Genomic DNA, 18,727 nt, shown 5'->3' with positions numbered 1-18,727 from the left:
CGTTTTTTTTGGAAAATAAGGGAAATTTCTATTTTTAATTTTATTCCAGCAGCGATGCTGCGAGCAATAGCGCATTCGTGTAATTTGGAGAGGCGCGCGAACTATCTACGAAAATTCTGCTGATATTTACCACGGGTGCGCCATGCCCGTGCCCGCCCCCCAGAAAGGTCAGGGTCCGGAAGATCAGGTTGCCGGAGATGCCGTCAGGCGCGATGATGAGCCCGCAGGTTTCGATTGCGTCCTCGATGAGGATCTCGCAGTGGGTAGCACCCGTGAGCCGGGCTACGAGCTCGGCTTCGGCCATGCTTGCATCCACCTGCGGGTGCCGGCCGATATCGCCCAGCCGTCCCCCGGAAAGGATGCAGGTTTTTTCCGCAAGACCGAACTTTTGTGCAATCTCCCGCCCCTTCTTTATGAGCTCGCATTTCTCCGCAACGGTCCAGCCCTCGTCAACTCCCACGGGTGTCAGCAGGAATTTTTTCCCGTGCACGGTCTCGAGCAGGGCTATGCGTTCGAGATGGCCGACCCCCATCGCCTTCTTCAGGGCCCGGAGCGTTGAATTGGAGGGCAGCGTCCCGCGGACAGCAGCATCGATCTTCCCGGACGCGAGGTCATCGACCAGCGCCTGCTCCGGGTGCGGGTGCTCAAGGATCCGCACGTACAGCCCGGCAGTTTTTATGTCTGCGATACCGGGCCTGCAATAGCAGATCACATCGAACGGGCCGCCAGCCTCGTTCGCGCTCGCAACTACTTTTTCCGGCTCTTCTTCGATCCCGATCCCGATCTGCTTCCGGGTACCTGGCATGCAATGTCCTCCTGCCCGATGTGCATGATCCCGTTCCCGACAAAGTCGAAGACCTGCGTGTCCTTCCCCTCGTAATGGATCCGGAGCTCGCGGGAGTCCGTTACGGTGCCGATCTCCCGGGCAGTCATTCCAACGCCGGCGAACAGCCGGACCAGCTCGTCCACATCCGCTTTCTTCGCGGTGAGGATAAAGCCCATTCCGGGGTACATCCGGACCCAGAGATCGAAGGTGATGTTGTTCTTTGCCAGGTCGGGTTTCGGGATCTTCGCAAGATCGATATCGGCGCCTTTCCCGCTGACCTCGAGGAGCATGCCGAGTGTGCCGATGAGGCCGGGATTGCTGATATCCTTGCCCGCGGTCACGAGATGTTTTTTGCCGATCTCTTCCAGAACTGCGATCTGGGCACGGACAACGGCAGCGGGCTTCATCGTGACAGAGTCCCAGTTCAGCATGCAGGACGGGTGCACGCGCCCGTTCAGGTCAATTGCCGCGATCACGGCATCGCCGGTCCGTGCCGTGCTGCTGTAGATAATGGAGTCGAGCCGGGCGCAGCCGAGGATCGCGACGTCGATGACACTGTACGGGGCATCGGGATGGAGGTGGCCGCCCACGATCGGGACGCCGAACTGCTCCGAGGCGTCGTGCATCCCTTTCACGACCTTCTCCATGACGGTACCCTTCGCCATGGAAAAGATGTCCACCATGGCGACCGGGTGGCCGCCCATGGCTGCGATGTCGTGGATGTTCACGAGCACCGAGCAGTATCCTGCCCAGTACGGGTCCGCTTCCATCAGCCTGCTCCAGATGCCGTCTGCTGCAAGGAGGAGTGCCTCACTGCCGTGCTCGATCACCGCGGCATCCTCGCCGAACGCTGCAACCACGTGCGGGGCGTCGATCTTCAGCGCCTTGACCATCTCCCCGATGGCGTGCTTGCGCTTCACGCCCTCGTATTCCCGGACTACCTTTGCTATTGAGTCTGTGGAGCAGTTCGTTGCCACGGCATCACCTGGTACCTGGTCGTTGGGTACGATTGGTGTTAGGTAGTTTCGTTTCATCAGAGATAATTTATTTGATACGGGGCCAACGTGTGAGTATGGACTGGGCTGAGAAGTACCGCCCCGCACACCTTGCGGATGTTGTCGGGAACGCGACAGCCGTGCGGCAGATGGCGGACTGGGCAAAGGGCTGGACAAGGAGGTCCCGGCCCCTGCTCCTGTACGGCAAACCCGGTACCGGCAAGACCTCCAGTGCGCTCGCGCTTGCAAACGACATGGGCTGGGAGGTCATCGAGCTGAACGCGAGCGACCAGCGGACCGCCGCCGTCATAGAACGGGTTGCCGGGGCGGGGAGTACCACGGGGAGCCTGAGCGGGGCATCCCACAAGCTGATCCTGATTGACGAGGCGGACAACCTGCAGGGTACTGCCGATCGCGGCGGCGCAAAGGCAATCGTGGACTGCATCATCCACGCCCGGCAGCCCCTCATCCTGATCGCAAACGACCTGTACGGGATCTCCCCCGAGATACGGAACCGGTGCGACCCGGTCCAGTTCAAGGCGGTGCAGGCACGGTCCATCGTGCCCCGGCTCAGGTACCTCTGCTCCTCGGAGAAGATCCGGTGCAGCGAGAATGCGCTCCGCGTCATTGCCGAGAGCGCGGAAGGTGACATCCGCTCGGCGGTGAACATGCTCTACGCCTCGGCCATCGGGAAGGAGACGCTCGACGACGGGGAGGTTCACACTTCGCAAAAGGACGAGCGGGTATCCATCTTCTCCCTGATCACGGCACTGTTTGCAAAGACCCCTGATATGGAACTGATGCGTCTCTCCCGGGAGGTGGACGACACGCCGGAGACGGTTGAGCAGTGGGTGGAGGGGAGCATCCCCCTCATACCCGACCCGGCCGGTATGGAACAGGCGTACCGCGCTCTCTCGCGGGCCGACGAGTATCTCGGCTACACCTACCGGCGCCAGTACCATACGCTCTGGCGCTATGCCACGGCAATCATGCTCCTCGGCGTTGCCGATGCTGCGGGGGGGAGAGGGATCCACACGCGGATCATGCCCCCCGCCCGCTGGCAGAAGATGGCAGTGGCAAAGAAGCAGAAGGCGATCCGGATCTCGACCCTTGGCAAGGTTGCCGGCATGATGCAGATCCCGCAGGACACCCTGCGGGAGCAGTATCTCGGCACGGTCTCGCGGCTGGTCGAGATCGATCCGGAAGGATTTGCCCGCGACCTCTCCTTTGATGCGGACCAGCTCAACTTCTTCCTTGCCGACAAGGCACGGTCGGCGGCAATCGTAAAGGCCATTGTACAGGAAGAGCGGGAGAAGGAAAAAACGCTGGAAAAGGAGCTGCTGAAGTCGGCAAAGGCAGAGAAGAAAAAGAAGGCAGAACCTGCAGCCGGTATCGTGCCGGAGGAACCGGCGGTGAAAAAGGAACCGGCGGCAACAAAAAAAGCTTCTGTGAAAACGGAGCCGCCGGCCAAAAACAAACCTCCCGCCGCACAGGAGCCCCCGGCCCCGCAGGTATCATCGGTTCCGGAAGAACCGGCAGAGAAGAAACCGGCCAAGACTCAGTCGACGCTCTTCGACGGGTTCTGATGCCGGTAATACCGGTGGAGGAGCACCCCGCAGTCGATCCGCTCCCCCCCGTCCCCGTACGTCTCGAACCCGAGGTGGTACACGAGCAGGTCGCAGCCTGCCTTTTCTGCGAGCGCAATCAGCGGCGGGACCATCTCAACGGCCGGCCGGATGGCGTAGATAACGTCAGCTCCTTTGTACCGGGACAGGTCCGGTTCGAATACATCGTCCACGGCAAACGGTATACCGTCCGGGACGGGCATGGGCCGTATGTCGGTTGCCAGAAGGAGTTTTCTCTCCCCTGCAAGGATCTGTGCGGCGCCGGGGTTCCCGCCGATCCCCGCCTCAATGGCACGGGAGTATTCTCCGGCGATATACCTGCCGATGCACGTCTCAATATGTTTATACCCGTCCATCCAACAGAGTATAGCAATGCGTGTGCATATTTTTTGGGATAGCCAGTCCCCTGACGGCTACCAGATGCCGGTCAAGCGCCTTATCGAATCTATCCTGAATATCCGGACAGAACTGACGGAGAACCCGGTCCGGATCATGGGATACGTGACTGCCCGCAGGCAGGTTGACGCGCAGGCACTCCTCGACAGCATCCAGGCATACAAACGCAGGCACCTGATGATGGAACCGGTGCTCCTGGTCGTGCCCCAGGACCTTTTCCGGAACAGCGACAGTTTTGTCTTCGGCCTTGCCCGTGAATCGGTCGGGGCCGGGGTCGTCTCGACAGCCCGGCTCGGCAACGAGTATTACGGCCGTGCCGGCAGCGACGACGATCATATCGACCGGATTGCCAAGGAAGGGGCGCACGAGATCGGCCACCTCCTCGGGCTTCCCCATTGCAGCGACCCGGAATGTGTCATGTTCAGACCCGATACGCTGGACGAGCTCGACCGGAAGAAGAAGGTGCTCTGCCCTTCCTGCCGCGAGAAGCTCGATGCGGTGACGGGCGCCTTGTAACCGGTTCTCTTTTTCTGCCGGTTTCGTTTTTGCACCCGGGAACGGGACTGAACGGGAGTTCATATATGTTTCATATGAAAACGGGTATAATTTCAGAAATCACAAGCATTGAAAAATCTGATAAAATTTTAACAAATTTTCGCTACAGGAATGATGATGGGGGCTGATGCTCCCATACCCCCTTTATGATAGGTGCCGCCGCCCCCGCGGGGGCGCTCCCGCGGCGGCCTTCAATGCCTTTTCCCGGAAACTGCTCTGGCCCCGCCGTGCCTCGGAGAGGCCCTGAGGCGGGGAGCACTCATAGGAATTCAGAATGTTTAACCGATTTTCATCATTCCGGTATAAACGATATCTGTTCATGGCCGTTTCATCAGAAGTGGTTTTCTTTTTACAATGCTTTCCACGGCGATCCCGCCGGCTTTGCGTACATTGAATTACCGGCAGGAAGAAAACCATGTATTCCTGCATGAGGTGAAACCGCCATGGGACGCTGTTCCGTCATTGTCGATCCCGCCTGTGCCGGCCACGACAGCCCGGCCCACCCGGAGTGCCACGCCCGCCTCCTCCAGGCACTTGCCGGCGTCCCGGCCGGCACCTCTCCCGAAATACCGGAACCGGCGACCCTGGAAGAGGTCCACAGGATCCATGCTCCGCATTACACGGAGCACCTCCGTCAGCGCTGCCTCGAGACAATAACCCTCTCACACCTGGACAGCGACACCTACATCACCCGCTTTTCGTACGATGCTGCCCTGCATGCCGCCGGCGGGGCGATCGCTGCGGTCAACCGGGCCCGTGACGGCAGCCACGCGTTCGCGTTTGTCCGCCCGCCCGGCCACCACGCGGAGCATTCCCGCGCCATGGGATTCTGCCTCCTCAACAACGTGGCGATTGCCGCTGCCCATGCACTGAAGAGCGCTGACCGTGTGGCCATCGTGGACTGGGATGTCCACCACGGCAACGGCACCCAGCATGCCTTCTACCTCTCGAACCGCGTCCTGTACTGCTCCGTACATCAGGAGCACCATTTCCCCTATACCGGATCGGTAGACGAGGTCGGGAACGGGACCGGCAAGGGATTCACAGTCAATGCACCGGTCGAAACCGGATCGACCGGTGCCGATATCGCCCATGTATTCTCGGAGGTCTTTGTTCCCGTGCTGGAGCGGTTCAGGCCGGACTTCCTGATCGTCTCGGCAGGGCAGGACATCCTTTTCGACGACCCGCTTGGAGGCCTCTCGGTCTTTCCTGATGATTTCCGCGTGCTGACCTCGCTCCTCCTCCGCCCCGGCTGCCCGCTCGCCCTGGTGCTGGAAGGCGGGTACGGGCCGTCGCACGGGGAAGCGATCTCCCATATATTCGCGGCACTGGAAAAACCGGTGGAGGTACCCGTGCAGGGGACTGTGCGGGACAGCACGAAAAAACTGGCTGCGCTGTTAAAAAAGGTACATCACATAGGATGAACGATCAGGCCCGGGGCCGGATCTCAATTGGCATGGTACTCAGCTTCTCATAGACCTGCTTCTGCCGGATCATCGGCCAGAGTTCATAGAGCAGGACGGTGATAGGCTCCCACATGGCAGCCCAGCCGATAATTAAAAGGGCATCGGCAACAATGTCGGCAAGGAGCTGGCTTTCGATGTAGGGAGGGAGCTCCTGTCGTGCAAGGAGCGCAATGGCAAGGAACGTGAGGCCGGTGAGGAGGGCCCACCTGCCATGCCGGAACCGCTCACGGAACTTTCGGTCCTGGACCAGGACCCTGTAGGCAAAATGGTTCCGTATTGCCTCGGGGATGTGATGAGCCCGTTCGCTTTCCGCGAGTTCCGGTGGGAGGTAGACGATGATCCTGAACTGCGTCTTCCGGGAAAAGTCCTTCACCGTGTCCACGATGTAGTGCTCTGCAGCACTGTCGAGTTCCTTCTCATGGAATGGCGCGGGATCGTACGAGTTGAAGAGCTGGAGGACCGATGAGAGCTGGATCTCGATGAGGACAACGTCCCCTTCTTTCCGGTACAGCGATTCGATGTCGGCCATGGATCTCTTAATGCTCTTCTTGCCGGAAAGGGGATAATCGTTGGGATGGTGCCGGGAAGAAGAGTGGAATCCCGTTAAACCGATAGCCCCCCTGCACCAGCCCTGCCCCCCGTTGCGGGGTGCGGGGGCGCATGCGATATCTCTGTATTACCGGTATCCCTGATCGTGTGACAGATTGCACTAACCTTCTGAGTGAATATCGCAATGCGGGGGCTGCCCCGGCGGCGGGGGCAGAGCGAAGCGGAGCCCCCGAGAGCGTCAGAATATTCCTGAATAATTCTCAATAAAAATGGAAAAGTGATCTCGCTCTCACCGCTCCCCGCCCGCAATCCCCCGCCGGATCCGTTCGAGCGCCTCTTCGATGATCTCCTTCGTCCGCTCGGTCTCCATCCGGTAGAGGCGCTTGAGCGGGGCGTATGCCCGGCGATCGCCGATCTGCCCCAGCGCCCATGCGGCTTTCATCCGGACATTCGCGTTGTCGTCCCACAGGGCGCCGATGAGTTCGTCCACGGCTGCCGGATCCCCGATCCTGCCGAGCGCCTCGGCAGCTTTCCACCGGCTCACCTCATCGTCATCGGAGAGCATGGCGATGAAATGTTCAAGGCGTGCACTGTTCCGGGCTGAATGATTATCCGGCTGATCTGTCAGACGGTTATCCGGTGTATTATCATCAGCATCGTCCATGGCAGGGGACCTGAATCATCCCGCGGATTCACAGACCTGCGGAAGGGGACGGGAAGTACCCTCCCACTGTCCGGTATTTTACGTGACGATGATGAGGGCCGTGCGGCCGCCTGCCTGCTGCGGGTCGCTGTACTTGTACCTGCCTGCCTGGGTGAACGTATACCTGAAACTCTGGCCCGGGGAGAGAGATTCCGAACGGAAAAGCAGCCTGTCACTTGGTAATTCGGGCAGGTGTTCGACGCGGTGGTTGATGCGGTCATCGTTGGTCCAGATGACCGTCGTGCCCCTGTTGATATTCAGGATAGCCGGATCGAACGCCGAAGCGATGATGCTGATCTCCGCAGTCTCTCCGGAAGCGGCCGGTGCAGCAGGCTGGACAGCGGCCGGGGCCGCAGGGACCGCCGTTGGCTGAGCTGCGGGAGTTGTGGCCGGCATCGTGCAGCCGCAGATGATCGCCATGCAGATGACAAGGATAAGCAGGATGGATACTTTTCGCATGAAAAATAGAGTAGGAGCCGGGGTAGTTATTCCTTTTCTTTCACGTACAGGATTCCGGCCGGCTCCCGGTAATCCGTCTTGATGACGATGGTGTTGGAGATCCGGTTGAAGACCCGGAGCTTGGTCCCCGGCATCCCGAGCCAGCCGATGAGGCAGTCGAGGGGCAGGAGGAATGCCTTGCCGAAACTCTCGATTGCCGCAGTCGTGTAATTGATCTTCGAACCGTCGCGGCTGACAACCCTGAGGTTCATCACCATCTTGCCGATGGACTGGCCCCGGAACCCTTCCATCACCGTCCAGTAGGCAAAGAAGACGATGGTCTCGAACCAGATGGCAAAGAACTCCCAGTTGCGGTAGTCCCAGAGCAGCGGGAGCTTCCAGAAGGGATCGAAGAGCCCGCGGATGATATTGAGGAAGAGGATGACGAGGATGAAATCGATGAGCCAGGCCCAGAAGCGGGTATCCCATTTACCGAGATACAGGGTTTTTTCCGGAGATACGGTCGCGGGTTCCGTGACGGAAGCCGGTTCCGGGAGTGGTACCTCTTCAGACATTCCAGCAGCTGTATTTGCAGCAGGGATGAATGAATGTTGTTATTTGTCCATGCCGAATCCCGAAGGGATGAGGCAGGAGAAGAACGCGAAACATTCTTCGACATCTCGAACAGTGCCGGAGTCCATGGGAAAATTGGTCCATGACCGTTATGTGAGAGAAACTATTTCTCGGCAGACAAAAAACCTTCATCAACGACGGAACCGGGATGTGAATACAGGATGGAAGACACGCTCATAACGGAATATGCCGGCACGAGACGGGATCCGGTCTCCCGCTATTACCAGTACGGCGGCGGCGGTGTACGGGTCCTTGATACGAAAAAAATGGTCAAACGGCTGTACCTGTTCGATCCCTCAGCCAATATCATGACCGAGCGCGATCCCAGGAAGCAGGAGACCATCCTCCGGAGATTTATCTTCGACAGGTACGGGATGCTCGAGGAGACCTTTGCGTTCGGCGAACGGCCCCGGACATTCCGGTACGAGGAAGGAGGCCGGCGGATCGCCGTCCGGGAGGGCGGGGACTATGGCGCGGTCGGCCAGGTCATCGCATTCGAGGACGATGGCGTTACCGAGACCGCGTGGGGCCGGCACGGCGAGATCGGGCGCGTGTTCCAGTTCGATCCCCGCGGTGAGAGCATCACCATACGGAAAGGAGGGTACTACGGGGATATCGAGCGGACTATCGTCTTCGCTGACCGGGGGGCATTGCTCTTCCGGGATCCGGATGCGTTCCTCCAGTTCCTGGTATTCACCGAGTGGAGCGGAAAGGACCGGGACGAGCACACGAATGACCGTGTAGCCGAGATCCGCCGGGAGGGTGCTCCTGCACCGGGGCGGAGTCCGTTTGCGTTTACCCGCCCTGCCGCCCCGGGGAAACCTGCAAAGATTCAGGGTATCCGCAAGGATGCACGGAAAGCGCGGGGGAATGAGGAGACCGCAGACATCGATTTCATCGCGGATGCCGATGCTCCTGCTGCCAGGGACTCCAGGGGGCAGCGGATCCTGTCCAGGCAGAGCCGGGAGATCCCGTTCGAGGAGCGCCGGGATCGCGACGGGACCGATGGGCTTTCCCGGGGCCGGAGCGCCGAGATTCCGCTCGAGGAACGGCTCGGGAGTTCCCTTCGGGATAATGAACCGCTCTCCCGCGGGAAGAGTGCTGAGATTCCGCTCGACGAACGGTTTGGAAATTCCGAACGCGAACGGGGCAAGAAACTCTCCCGGGGCCGGAGCGCCGATATTCCCTGGGAAGAGCGCCGGGGCGGCAGCGACCGGTAAAAAAGTTACTCCCTTTTCATTACGAGCACCGCAGCCGCAGCCCCAATCAGGGGCAGGATGCCCGGGGATGATTGTGCTGTTGTCCGGGCATCTGTGGGGGGCGGGGTTGTGTAGGTCGACGGGACCTGGGGCGATGTCACGATGCGGGCCGGCTCCGGGATTTTGTATGACTTCTCGAGCGTCCCGCCCCGGCTGCAGATCGCGGTGACATCGATAACATCGCCGGTGCGGGCGTTTACGTCGTAGGAATGCGTGAACGTGTTCGTTGTCGGCTGGCTCTTGTAATCGGGGTCGCTGATGACAGCGCCGTTCAGCCTGACCCTTACCGTCTTGAGGTAATGGGTTGCCGGGTCATCGACCGGGTGAGTGACCGTGATGTATATCTTCGCGGTGGTGAAGTTATACGAGATGTCCATACCCGTTGCTGCATGGGCGGCAGCGGGTGTTGCAGCAAGGGATGCTGCAAGAGCAAGGAGCAGGACGGCAGCCGCGGAGATGCGCAGCCTGCCCCGCACACGGGGAGAATCGGGATAATTGTTCATGACGGATCCCATATCATGATCGCAGCATACTGCATGTTAAATGTTGAGGGCCATCAGGCCCGGGACAGAAGAAGAACCCGCAGGGTTCTTCGGGGTGTTTCATTATGGAGAGCAGAGATAAGGCAGGTCAGGAAAAAAATTTTAAAAACCTCATCAGGAGGAGAGAACTCCACGCCCTGAAAAAACCGGGGTACCTGAAAAAATGTTATTTTCGCAGTATCAGCACCACGGCAGCCCCGAAAAGGGGAAAGAGACCTGCATCAGCATAGGTTGTCTGTGCGGCTGCCGGTGCTGCAGCGGTTGCAGGAGGAAAAGTTACGCTTGATGGGGAAGCGGTTTTTACCGGTGCAGGTGCAGAGCCCGGCTTCCGGATTTCAGTATGAGCTTCGAGTGACTGGCCCTGGATGCATGTTGCGACAACCCAGACGGAGTCCCCCGGATTTGCCATCACGTCGTACGTTCTCGTAAAGCTTGTCCTGCCGGTCTGGTTTTTGTATACGGGATCACTGATGACCTCACCATTGATCTTCACCTGTACCCCGCGGATGTAATGCGTCTCCGGGTTTTCGGTCGGGTGGGTGACGGTGACGAAGAGCCGGTGCATATCCGGGTTGTAGGTGATGGTGATGTTTGAGGGAGCGGTCGCCATTGCCGGGAGGACAAGGAGCAGGAAGAACGCGGCAGCCGCAAGAGCTGGTAAAAGATCCGCACGCGGTCTCCTGCCGGAATGGTGCCGAGGGCTGTTACTGAGCAGGAATCTGTTCACAATCTGAGTGTGGATATCCGGCATGTTAAATGTTTTATGGTGGATGCCTGCATCGAAAAGAAAACGGGGGATGGGTGGAACGGGGAATTTTCTTCCCTGTCGAACCGGCACCCTGCAGTTCCGGTGAATCAGACAATCGTATCACAATTTTTCCGGATAATTTCTCCCGGCAAGAGTACCCGGGTACGATGCCATGCACCGGCGCCTCGCACTCTTTCTAATATATATTAATCCTATTGACATTTCAGGCTGCATGAAAAATCAGGACAAAACCGGTTAGACACTAACCTGTGCACTGCAGCATGTAAATGCCTCTATCAGAACGGAGTTGATTGAAGATGAAAAAATGGATCGTGTGTGTTCTGTTCGTTCTTGTCATTCTGATGATCGGAACAGTCAGCGCTGAAAATGGTATGGCTGTTGCAGCCCCGAAAGCCGCACTGGAAACATTGTCCGGTCCGGTTGTTCTTCCCATTGGAAGCATGTGGTACGAAACAAGCAGTGTACCCCCGGCATTTTTCTGGGGTGGCGCACTTCCTGCACCAAGCAGTGACGGGCCGTTTACGTTTTACTCACGGGAAGACACCTGCCTGTATGTTACGGATGCCTATGATCCCGGGGACGTATTCGAAGTCGCTGACAATGAAGCTGTCATCGGAACAACCAACCCTGTTCCGGCATATAATCTTGTTCCGGAAATTGGTGATCCCGTTGTTACATTTGCTGACGAAAGGTTCAGCAAGGGATGGTGGACCATGGCAGGTGGCCAGGAGCATTCAATCACCCTGACAACCGTTGCCGGATTTCCCGCGGGCCGAGGATATATCATGGTGCAGCCCGGAGCCTGTCCCACCTCCAGTGTTCCCGAATTTCCATCAGCAATCCTGCCGGTGACCATGATCGCAGGTCTCATCGGACTCGTATTCCTCATCAAGAGGACCAGATAAACCAACCTTTTTTCTCCCGTTAAAACAGCACTCCTGACAGTCTGTTATGTCTGGAACGGGTATCTTCCTCAGGCAGGCGTTTCCCCGGGTCCCGATCATCATTATACGGGGATTCGTGAGGGACTGGCCGGCCAATCGCATCTCCGGAAGATCATTCCCGCCGGTTCCTGTACGGGTATCCGTTGTATCCCTGCGGTCCGGAGATATTACGGAGCGGGCGGACCCGGTTGGGATAGTGCCGTCATCCTCTGAGTACTGAAGGCACCGGGAATGGCCGGGAATCAGGAGATTTCACTCTGACGAAAGATCCCTGGATCGACTGAACCGGATGACCGGGTTCCGGTTCTGCATTGAAAACCCCGCCGCGATTGGGTGACACAGACCGGCATCCGACACTATTCCGCGATCTTCACTTTCATGCCCCGAACCTTACTCCTTTAACTACCGGAGCTGATTGTCTGAGCACACAGCATGAAAGATATCATCATAAAAGGTGCCCGCCAGCACAACCTCAAAAATATCAATGTCACGATCCCCCGGGACAAGCTGGTCGTCATAACCGGCGTTTCCGGTTCCGGCAAATCAACGCTCGCGTTCGACACGCTCTATGCCGAAGGCCAGCGCCGGTACGTCGAATCTCTCTCCTCGTACGCCCGGCAGTTCCTCGGCATCATGCAGAAGCCGGACGTGGACTCCATCGAAGGCCTCTCGCCGGCAATATCGATAGAGCAGAAGACGACCTCCAAGAACCCCCGGTCCACGGTCGGGACCGTCACCGAGATCTACGATTACCTCCGGCTCCTCTATGCCCGGATCGGGACCCCCTTCTGCCCCGAGCACAACATCCCCATCGCGGCCCGGACTCCCGATAAGATCGCCGACCAGATCGCGGCCGAACACCCCGGCCAGGTCACGATCCTCGCTCCCGTTGTCCGGCAGAAGAAGGGAACGTACCAGCAGCTTTTAAAGGATCTGAACAAGGAAGGCTATGCCCGTGTCCGGGTCAACGGCAAGATCATCCGGACCGACGAGGAGATCAAGCTCGACCGGTACAAGATGCAGGACATCGAGATCGTCATCGACCGGCTCGACTCCTCAGACCGCTCCCGGCTTGCCGAAGCCGTGGAGAACTGCCTCAGGAAGTCGGAGGGGCTCGTGCTCGTTGCCGACGAAGCGGGGAAGGAGTCCACGTACTCGTCCCTTATGGCCTGCCCGGTCTGCGGGATGGCATTCGAGGAGCTCCAGCCGCGGATGTTCTCGTTCAACAGCCCGTTCGGGGCCTGCGAGGAGTGCCATGGCCTCGGCGTGAAAATGGAGTTCGACCCCGACCTGATCATCCCGGATAAGGAGCGGTGCATCGCTGACGGTGCCATCGCCCCGTACCGCAACCCGATGGACGGGTTCCGGGGCCAGTATCTCGCAACGGTTGCGAAGAACTACGGCTTCTCGGTCCTGACACCCATCAAGGATCTCACCATGGAGCAGTACAATGCCCTGATGTTCGGCTCATCAAAGCGGATGAAGTTCCAGATGAGCATGAGGAACGGGGATGCCGAATGGTCGCACACCGGGGAATGGGAAGGGCTCCTCCCGCAGACAGCCCGGCTCTATGCCCAAACCCAGTCGGACTGGCGGAAACGCGAGCTCGAGAGCTACATGCGGGTCTCACCCTGCCCGGCCTGCAATGGCAAGCGGCTCAAGGACAAGGTGCTCGCGGTCCGGATTGACAACAAATCCATCATCGATGTCACTGATATGTCGGTCACGGGAAGCGCCGCCTGGTTCCGGAACCTGAAACTCACCGATAAGGAGCGGGAGATCGCACACCAGATCATCAAGGAGATCCAGTCCCGGCTCGACTTTCTGGAGAAAGTCGGCCTGGGATACCTCACCCTCTCCCGGAACGCCGGGACGCTCTCCGGCGGGGAAGCACAGCGGATCCGGCTCGCCACCCAGATCGGTTCGAACCTGATGGGCGTTCTCTATGTGCTGGACGAACCCTCCATCGGGCTCCACCAGCGTGACAACCGGAAACTGATCGAGACCCTGCGGGCCCTCCGCGATCTCGGGAACACAGTGCTTGTCGTGGAGCACGACGAGGACATGATCCGGTCCGCCGAGCACGTGATCGACATGGGCCCGGGCGCCGGCATGCACGGCGGCCACATCGTTGCGGAAGGAAACCCGAAGCAGATTGAGAAGAACAAAAAGTCCCTGACCGGCCAGTACCTCTCCGGAGCAAAGAAGATCGAGGTTCCCGTGAAACGCCGGAAACCAGAGTACTACATCACGGTCAAAGGGTGCCGGGAGAACAATCTCAAGAAGATCGATGCGAAATTCCCCATCGGTCTTCTGACCGTTGTCACCGGGGTCTCCGGCAGCGGAAAATCCACGCTGGTTGAAGAAACGCTGTACAAGGGCATGATGCAGGTCCTCCATCAGTCGCGTGAACAGGCCGGCAGGCATGACCGGATTATATTCGATGCCGCGATCGACAAGGTGATCGTGATCGACCAGTCCCCGATTGGCAGAACGCCACGGTCGAACCCCGCGACCTACACGAAAGTTTTCGACGAGATCCGCACAGTCTTTGCCGAGACGAAGGATGCGAAGATGCGGGGCTTTGCACCGGGCCGGTTCTCGTTCAACATCCGCGGCGGCCGGTGCGAGGCCTGCGAGGGGGACGGGCTCATCAAGATCGAGATGAACTTCCTCCCCGACGTGTACATTGAGTGCGAGGAGTGCAAGGGCAGGCGGTACAACCGCGAGACGCTGGAAGTCCTGTACAAGGGGAAGTCAATCGCCGATGTCCTCGACATGAGCGTGGAAGAGGCGATGAAGCACTTCGAGAACATCCCGTCCATCCGTTCAAAACTCGAGACCCTCTCCCGCGTGGGCCTCGACTACATCAAGCTCGGGCAGTCCTCGACAACGCTCTCGGGCGGGGAAGCGCAGCGCATCAAGCTCACCCGCGAGCTTGCGAAGCGGGCAACCGGCAGGACCCTCTACCTCTTGGACGAACCCACGACCGGGCTTCACTTCGACGACACGAAGAAACTGATCAAGGTGCTCGACGATCTCGTGGAGAAGGGCAACACCGTTGTCGTCATCGAGCACAACCTCGATGTCATCAAGGCGGCCGACCACATCATCGATATCGGGCCCGAGGGCGGGGATGCCGGCGGCAGGATCGTGGCAACCGGCACGCCCGAAGAGGTGGCGGGAACCAAAGGGAGCTACACGGGCGGGTTTTTGAAAGAGATACTGAAGAAAACGTGAATGGTTGGTTCTGCAGAAACGGACTGAAGGGGCTTTACACCCGAACAAGAAAAAAACATTCGGGATTTGTGAGGGCTCCCTGCCTCAGGCCCTCTCCGAGACACGGCGGGGCCAGAGCAGGTTCCGGGAAAACCGGTCATTCAAAGCCGCCGCGGGGCGCCCTTCGGGGCGGCGGTAACTATCATAATGGGGGTATGGCGCATCAGCCCCCGTCATCATATCTCCTCAGCGAGGGTCGACAAACCCCGGGCGCCCGTGGCTCCGTCACTCTCCGATACCATTCCTCCCGGGTTTTCGACAGAGCCACACTGTTGTTACTCTTTTTTATTATTCCCCTGCCGGGACCGGATGTGTTCCATCGTCTCACGGAACTTCGGCGCCGACGGATCGATCCGGATTGCCCGCTCGTACTTTTCAAGCGCCTCGGGATACTTCCCGAGCAGGGCAAGACAGTTGCCCATCTGGTAATATGCCTGGGAATACTGGGGTGCGATAACAATGGCCTGCCTGAAATAGTTCAGCGCCATGCCGGGCTGTCCCTGCCTGGCGAGTTCCCGTGCCTTCCGGTACAGGTACTGGGCTTCTATCGGAATCCCTTTTGAATACAGCCATTCCATACCGATCCCTTTCTGCTGGAAACTACGCGCACCCGGTGTGCTAAAGGACCTCATTATACTTCATATTATATATAACTTATGGGCCCTCCGGACGCGGGTGAGAAGGATCTCCTATCCCCATCCTTAAGACTTCCCGGCCGGATGTTTATACAGCAATGATCGATCCTGCTACAATCCCCCATTCCCCCGGCTGTTATCTCTTCTCCGATGTGGCCGGGACGATCCTCTATGTCGGGAAAGCAAAGGATCTCAGAAAACGGGTCACCAGTTATTTCCAGAAAAAGGACCACGATACCAAGACGAAAAACCTCGTCGCCCTCATCGATTCGGTCGACCTCATGGTCACGAACACCGAGAGTGAGGCATTCCTGCTGGAGAACAACCTGATCAAAAAGCACCAGCCGAAGTACAACATCGACCTCAAGGATGCGAAGCGGTACGCCTACATCGAGATCACGAAGGAACCGTTCCCGCGGATCGGCATCGCACGGCAGACACGGAACGGGGACGCTCACTATTTCGGCCCGTTTGTGTCTGCAGCAGAACGCGATGCCATCCTCCGGGTGATAAAACGGGTTTTCTTCCTCCGCTCGTGCCGGAAACTGCCGAAACGCGCCTGCCTCCGCCACCACCTGAAGAGCTGCAGCGCTCCCTGCATCGGGGCCGTCACCGAAGAGGAGTACCGGCTCCAGGCCGATCGGGCATCGGCCCTGCTCCGGGGAAAGAGCAGCGACGTGCTCATCCAGCTGAAAACCGAGATGGCAGAACATTCAAAAAAACAGGAGTTTGAGAAAGCGCTGATGCTCCGCAACCAGATCGTGGCAATCGAGGGTCTTGCCGAGCGGCAGCATGTCGAGCGGCCGAAGGATGCCGACCAGGACGTCATCGCGTACACGGTTGCCGGCGACCGCGTCTACCTGATGGTCTTCTCGGTTGAAAAGGGCCTCCTCTCCGGCAAGCAGGAGTACTCGTTCGACAACCACGAGGACTTCTTTGAGGAATTTCTCGCTCTCTACTATGCGGATCGGACGCCCCCTCAGGAACTTATCATTCCGTGCGGGGTCAGCGAAGGCGTTGCGGAGTATCTCACAGAACGGAAGGGACGGTCCGTGCAGGTGACCGTGCCGGAGCGGGGGGAGAAGAAGAAACTCATCGAACTGGTAGAGAAGAATATCGACCAGGCGTTCCTGAAAAACGAGCTGAAAGTGCGGGACCTGCAGGCTGGTCTTGACCTTGAACACCCCCCGGATGTGATCGAATGCTTTGATATCTCGCACCTCTCGGGGACCTCCATGGTCGGTTCGATGGTGCAGTTCCGTGGAGGCGCGCCGGACAAGAGCGGATACCGGCGGTTTAAGATACGGACCGTTGAGGGCATCGACGATTTTGCCTCCATTGCCGAGGTCGTGCAGCGGCGCTACCGCCGGCTCGCGGATGAAGGCGGATCGCTCCCGGATCTGATTATCATCGATGGCGGTAAAGGCCAGTTGTCGGCAGCGATCGGTGCTCTCGAAGACCTCGGCCTCACCCTCCCGATCATCGCGCTGGCCAAGCGCGAGGAGGAGGTTTACCTGCCCGGCGGGATGCTCCCCCGCAGGCTCGATAAGAAAGGAATGGCGCTCCGGTTCCTGCAGGAGATACGGGACGAGGCACACCGTTTTGCCATTGCATACAACCGTCTGCTGCGCAGCCGGTCGCTTGGCGGCGCGAAGAGAGCGCAGCGGAAGAAATAACGGGAGATACGGAGCAGCAGCGGCACTGCGGGTCCACCGATCCATAAGTATATTTTACCGGAATTCCCATCCGGCACTTTGTATGAAACGACTGACCGTTATCCTGATGGTTCTGGTCCTGTGCAGTGCCGCCCTGAGCGCAGGCTGCACAGGTATCCCCGGCATGCCAAAGATCGGCTCGTCGGGATCTGCCTCCCCGGCCGCAACAGAACCGACCGGTATGGCAGGTACGTCGTGGACGGGAACGTTCATGACCACATGGAGTGGTGGCGGACACGATGTCCGGATGGAGCTGGTCCAGACGAAGAATATGGTGACTGGATCGTACGAGTATAACGGCGGGACCATCACCGGCACTGTCCAGGGCAACCGGCTGAGCGGGACCTGGACCGAGGACAATGGTGCATCCAAAGGGCCGGTTGCCTTTGATATGGCACCGGACGGGAAGACCTTTTCCGGCTGGTGGGATTACGAGGGCTCCGACTTTGCCGAAACCATAAAGGGTGATCCTACCTGGACCGGTATACGGGTGGCATAAAAATTCCGGGTTCTTCATTATACCCCCCCATTTATCGACGCAGCAACTATCACAGATGCAGCCGTATCCCCGAAATGCATTTATCTGGGGACATGGATGAACGTATATCAGGAGCCCTGCCGTGAATCCGCCGGAGAATGAAGAGAGCAGTCCCCGGAAGATCCTTGTTGTCGAAGACAGCCGCACCCAGGCAGAGATGCTGAAACATACGCTGGAGATGCACGGGTATGTGGTCACGCTTGCAGAGAACGGGAGGGCGGCGCTGGATCTCCTCGATGCCCTTCAGCCGGACCTCATCATCAGCGATATCGTGATGCCGGTCATGGACGGGTATGAGTTCTGCCGGACCGTCAAGGATGACGAACGGTTCCGGCACATCCCGGTCATCCTTCTCACCATGCTGACCAACAGCAGGGACGTTATCTATGCCATGGTCTCGGGGGCCGACAACTTCATTACAAAACCGTACCAGGGCGAGTACCTGGTCTCCCGCCTGAAGAGGATCCTCTCCCACCGGAACGCGATGGTAAGAACCTCCCCTGCCGAACCCCCGATCGAGTTTCCTTTATCCGGAAAAAAATTCACCATCTATCATGACCGACGGCAGGTAATCGAGCTCCTGCTCTCGGCCTATGAAGCGGCGGTGATCCAGCACCAGGAGCTCCTGGTCTCCCAGAAAAAACTCGCCGAGGCAAACGATGAGGCCAACCTGTATCTCGATATCATCACCCACGACATCAACAACGTGAACAGCGGTGCCCTGGCACTCACGGAACTGCTGGTGAGAAAATCCCGGGATACGGAGAAAGCCCTTGCCCTCCGGCTGGAGTCGAGCATCAATGAGAGCACGGTCATCATCAACAACGTGTCCACCATCCGCCGCCTGCACGAGCGGCGGG

20 protein-coding genes are annotated in these 18,727 nt (G+C 58.7%); 10 read left to right on the top strand and 10 right to left on the bottom strand.

Going from position 1 to position 18,727, the window contains the following annotated elements; all coding sequences use genetic code 11:
- Positions 1-40: 40 nt before the first annotated feature.
- Positions 41-805 (bottom strand): methanogenesis marker protein Mmp4/MtxX, encoded by a 765-nt coding sequence (gene mtxX / locus A4E33_RS11310; protein WP_292348220.1) that lies wholly within the window; start codon positions 803-805, stop codon positions 41-43.
- The gene (locus tag A4E33_RS11305; RefSeq protein ID WP_394334380.1) at positions 748-1,860 is read right to left on the bottom strand and encodes a methanogenesis marker 2 protein; all 1,113 of its coding nucleotides are present in this window, start codon (positions 1,858-1,860) and stop codon (positions 748-750) included. Before A4E33_RS11305 ends, mtxX begins: the two co-directional genes overlap by 58 nt.
- Positions 1,861-1,898: 38 nt before the next feature.
- On the opposite strand from A4E33_RS11305, the gene A4E33_RS11300 reads away from it, so the two are divergent.
- Positions 1,899-3,407, top strand: coding sequence for a replication factor C large subunit (locus A4E33_RS11300; RefSeq protein ID WP_292348218.1), 1,509 nt, complete (start codon positions 1,899-1,901; stop codon positions 3,405-3,407).
- On the opposite strand, the gene A4E33_RS11295 is transcribed toward A4E33_RS11300, so the two are convergent.
- Positions 3,380-3,802 carry a UPF0146 family protein gene (locus tag A4E33_RS11295; protein ID WP_292348217.1) on the bottom strand — a complete coding sequence of 141 codons (423 nt, stop codon included), beginning with the start codon at positions 3,800-3,802 and terminating at the stop codon, positions 3,380-3,382. The two genes, A4E33_RS11300 and A4E33_RS11295, sit on opposite strands and share 28 nt — an antisense overlap.
- Before the next feature lie 16 nt (positions 3,803-3,818).
- Here A4E33_RS11295 and A4E33_RS11290 point away from each other — a divergent pair, with 16 nt between their 5' ends.
- A complete protein-coding gene (locus A4E33_RS11290; RefSeq protein ID WP_292348215.1) occupies positions 3,819-4,358 on the top strand; it encodes an archaemetzincin family Zn-dependent metalloprotease in 540 nt (179 codons plus the stop codon).
- Positions 4,359-4,840: 482 nt separating this feature from the next.
- A complete protein-coding gene (locus A4E33_RS11285; RefSeq protein WP_292348214.1) occupies positions 4,841-5,821 on the top strand; it encodes a histone deacetylase in 981 nt (326 codons plus the stop codon).
- A gap of 4 nt (positions 5,822-5,825) precedes the next feature.
- Here the strand turns inward: A4E33_RS11285 and A4E33_RS11280 are convergent, their stop codons facing one another.
- From A4E33_RS11280 to A4E33_RS11265, 4 genes are all read right to left on the bottom strand, one after another.
- Positions 5,826-6,392, bottom strand: a complete 567-nt coding sequence (locus tag A4E33_RS11280) for a hypothetical protein (RefSeq protein ID WP_292348212.1) — start codon at positions 6,390-6,392, stop codon at positions 5,826-5,828.
- A gap of 309 nt (positions 6,393-6,701) precedes the next feature.
- Positions 6,702-7,076, bottom strand: coding sequence for a HEAT repeat domain-containing protein (locus A4E33_RS11275; RefSeq protein WP_292348210.1), 375 nt, complete (start codon positions 7,074-7,076; stop codon positions 6,702-6,704).
- A gap of 78 nt (positions 7,077-7,154) precedes the next feature.
- Positions 7,155-7,574, bottom strand: a complete 420-nt coding sequence (locus A4E33_RS11270; protein ID WP_292348208.1) for a cupredoxin domain-containing protein — start codon at positions 7,572-7,574, stop codon at positions 7,155-7,157.
- 26 nt (positions 7,575-7,600) lie between these two features.
- Positions 7,601-8,128: an RDD family protein gene (locus tag A4E33_RS11265; protein WP_292348206.1), complete on the bottom strand. Its 528-nt coding sequence runs from the start codon at positions 8,126-8,128 to the stop codon at positions 7,601-7,603.
- Positions 8,129-8,347: 219 nt separating this feature from the next.
- Here A4E33_RS11265 and A4E33_RS11260 point away from each other — a divergent pair, with 219 nt between their 5' ends.
- A complete protein-coding gene (locus A4E33_RS11260) occupies positions 8,348-9,406 on the top strand; it encodes a hypothetical protein (protein WP_292348205.1) in 1,059 nt (352 codons plus the stop codon).
- A gap of 5 nt (positions 9,407-9,411) precedes the next feature.
- Here the strand turns inward: A4E33_RS11260 and A4E33_RS11255 are convergent, their stop codons facing one another.
- Entirely contained in the window at positions 9,412-9,960 is a 549-nt protein-coding gene (locus tag A4E33_RS11255; RefSeq protein ID WP_292348203.1) for a hypothetical protein, read from the bottom strand.
- A gap of 3 nt (positions 9,961-9,963) precedes the next feature.
- On the opposite strand from A4E33_RS11255, the gene A4E33_RS11250 reads away from it, so the two are divergent.
- Positions 9,964-10,128 carry a hypothetical protein gene (locus A4E33_RS11250; RefSeq protein WP_292348201.1) on the top strand — a complete coding sequence of 55 codons (165 nt, stop codon included), beginning with the start codon at positions 9,964-9,966 and terminating at the stop codon, positions 10,126-10,128.
- 25 nt (positions 10,129-10,153) lie between these two features.
- Here A4E33_RS11250 and A4E33_RS11245 read toward each other — a convergent pair whose 3' ends face one another.
- A complete protein-coding gene (locus A4E33_RS11245) occupies positions 10,154-10,714 on the bottom strand; it encodes a hypothetical protein (protein WP_292348199.1) in 561 nt (186 codons plus the stop codon).
- Positions 10,715-11,052: 338 nt separating this feature from the next.
- Here A4E33_RS11245 and A4E33_RS11240 point away from each other — a divergent pair, with 338 nt between their 5' ends.
- Positions 11,053-11,661, top strand: a complete 609-nt coding sequence (locus A4E33_RS11240) for a hypothetical protein (RefSeq protein ID WP_292348198.1) — start codon at positions 11,053-11,055, stop codon at positions 11,659-11,661.
- Positions 11,662-12,132: 471 nt separating this feature from the next.
- Complete coding sequence (gene uvrA, locus A4E33_RS11235) at positions 12,133-14,940, top strand: excinuclease ABC subunit UvrA (RefSeq protein WP_292348196.1); 2,808 nt, start codon at positions 12,133-12,135, stop codon at positions 14,938-14,940.
- 314 nt (positions 14,941-15,254) lie between these two features.
- Here uvrA and A4E33_RS11230 read toward each other — a convergent pair whose 3' ends face one another.
- Complete coding sequence (locus tag A4E33_RS11230; RefSeq protein ID WP_292348194.1) at positions 15,255-15,557, bottom strand: tetratricopeptide repeat protein; 303 nt, start codon at positions 15,555-15,557, stop codon at positions 15,255-15,257.
- A 155-nt stretch (positions 15,558-15,712) separates the two neighbouring features.
- Here A4E33_RS11230 and uvrC point away from each other — a divergent pair, with 155 nt between their 5' ends.
- From uvrC to A4E33_RS11215, 3 genes are all read left to right on the top strand, one after another.
- Positions 15,713-17,290, top strand: coding sequence for an excinuclease ABC subunit UvrC (gene uvrC / locus A4E33_RS11225; protein ID WP_292348192.1), 1,578 nt, complete (start codon positions 15,713-15,715; stop codon positions 17,288-17,290).
- 82 nt (positions 17,291-17,372) lie between these two features.
- Positions 17,373-17,828: a hypothetical protein gene (locus tag A4E33_RS11220; protein ID WP_292348191.1), complete on the top strand. Its 456-nt coding sequence runs from the start codon at positions 17,373-17,375 to the stop codon at positions 17,826-17,828.
- A 121-nt stretch (positions 17,829-17,949) separates the two neighbouring features.
- Positions 17,950-18,727, top strand: a 778-nt coding sequence (locus A4E33_RS11215; RefSeq protein WP_292348189.1) for a response regulator, incomplete at its 3' end; no start/stop codon positions are given.

Origin of the sequence: Methanoregula sp. PtaB.Bin085 (genome assembly GCF_002067035.1) — an archaeon.
GTDB lineage: Archaea > Halobacteriota > Methanomicrobia > Methanomicrobiales > Methanospirillaceae > Methanoregula.
This window is presented reverse-complemented; position numbering and strand designations above follow the sequence as displayed.

Excerpts from the sequence above, each read along its gene's own strand:
- mtxX (WP_292348220.1), bottom strand. The coding sequence starts at position 805 with ATGCCAGGTACCCGGAAGCAGATCGGGATCGGGATCGAAGAAGAGCCG.
- A4E33_RS11305 (WP_394334380.1), bottom strand. The coding sequence starts at position 1,860 with ATGAAACGAAACTACCTAACACCAATCGTACCCAACGACCAGGTACCA.
- A4E33_RS11300 (WP_292348218.1), top strand. The coding sequence starts at position 1,899 with ATGGACTGGGCTGAGAAGTACCGCCCCGCACACCTTGCGGATGTTGTC.
- A4E33_RS11295 (WP_292348217.1), bottom strand. The coding sequence starts at position 3,802 with ATGGACGGGTATAAACATATTGAGACGTGCATCGGCAGGTATATCGCC.
- A4E33_RS11290 (WP_292348215.1), top strand. The coding sequence starts at position 3,819 with ATGCGTGTGCATATTTTTTGGGATAGCCAGTCCCCTGACGGCTACCAG.
- A4E33_RS11285 (WP_292348214.1), top strand. The coding sequence starts at position 4,841 with ATGGGACGCTGTTCCGTCATTGTCGATCCCGCCTGTGCCGGCCACGAC.
- A4E33_RS11280 (WP_292348212.1), bottom strand. The coding sequence starts at position 6,392 with ATGGCCGACATCGAATCGCTGTACCGGAAAGAAGGGGACGTTGTCCTC.
- A4E33_RS11275 (WP_292348210.1), bottom strand. The coding sequence starts at position 7,076 with ATGGACGATGCTGATGATAATACACCGGATAACCGTCTGACAGATCAG.
- A4E33_RS11270 (WP_292348208.1), bottom strand. The coding sequence starts at position 7,574 with ATGCGAAAAGTATCCATCCTGCTTATCCTTGTCATCTGCATGGCGATC.
- A4E33_RS11265 (WP_292348206.1), bottom strand. The coding sequence starts at position 8,128 with ATGTCTGAAGAGGTACCACTCCCGGAACCGGCTTCCGTCACGGAACCC.
- A4E33_RS11260 (WP_292348205.1), top strand. The coding sequence starts at position 8,348 with ATGGAAGACACGCTCATAACGGAATATGCCGGCACGAGACGGGATCCG.
- A4E33_RS11255 (WP_292348203.1), bottom strand. The coding sequence starts at position 9,960 with ATGGGATCCGTCATGAACAATTATCCCGATTCTCCCCGTGTGCGGGGC.
- A4E33_RS11250 (WP_292348201.1), top strand. The coding sequence starts at position 9,964 with ATGATCGCAGCATACTGCATGTTAAATGTTGAGGGCCATCAGGCCCGG.
- A4E33_RS11240 (WP_292348198.1), top strand. The coding sequence starts at position 11,053 with ATGAAAAAATGGATCGTGTGTGTTCTGTTCGTTCTTGTCATTCTGATG.
- uvrA (WP_292348196.1), top strand. The coding sequence starts at position 12,133 with ATGAAAGATATCATCATAAAAGGTGCCCGCCAGCACAACCTCAAAAAT.
- A4E33_RS11230 (WP_292348194.1), bottom strand. The coding sequence starts at position 15,557 with ATGGAATGGCTGTATTCAAAAGGGATTCCGATAGAAGCCCAGTACCTG.
- uvrC (WP_292348192.1), top strand. The coding sequence starts at position 15,713 with ATGATCGATCCTGCTACAATCCCCCATTCCCCCGGCTGTTATCTCTTC.
- A4E33_RS11220 (WP_292348191.1), top strand. The coding sequence starts at position 17,373 with ATGAAACGACTGACCGTTATCCTGATGGTTCTGGTCCTGTGCAGTGCC.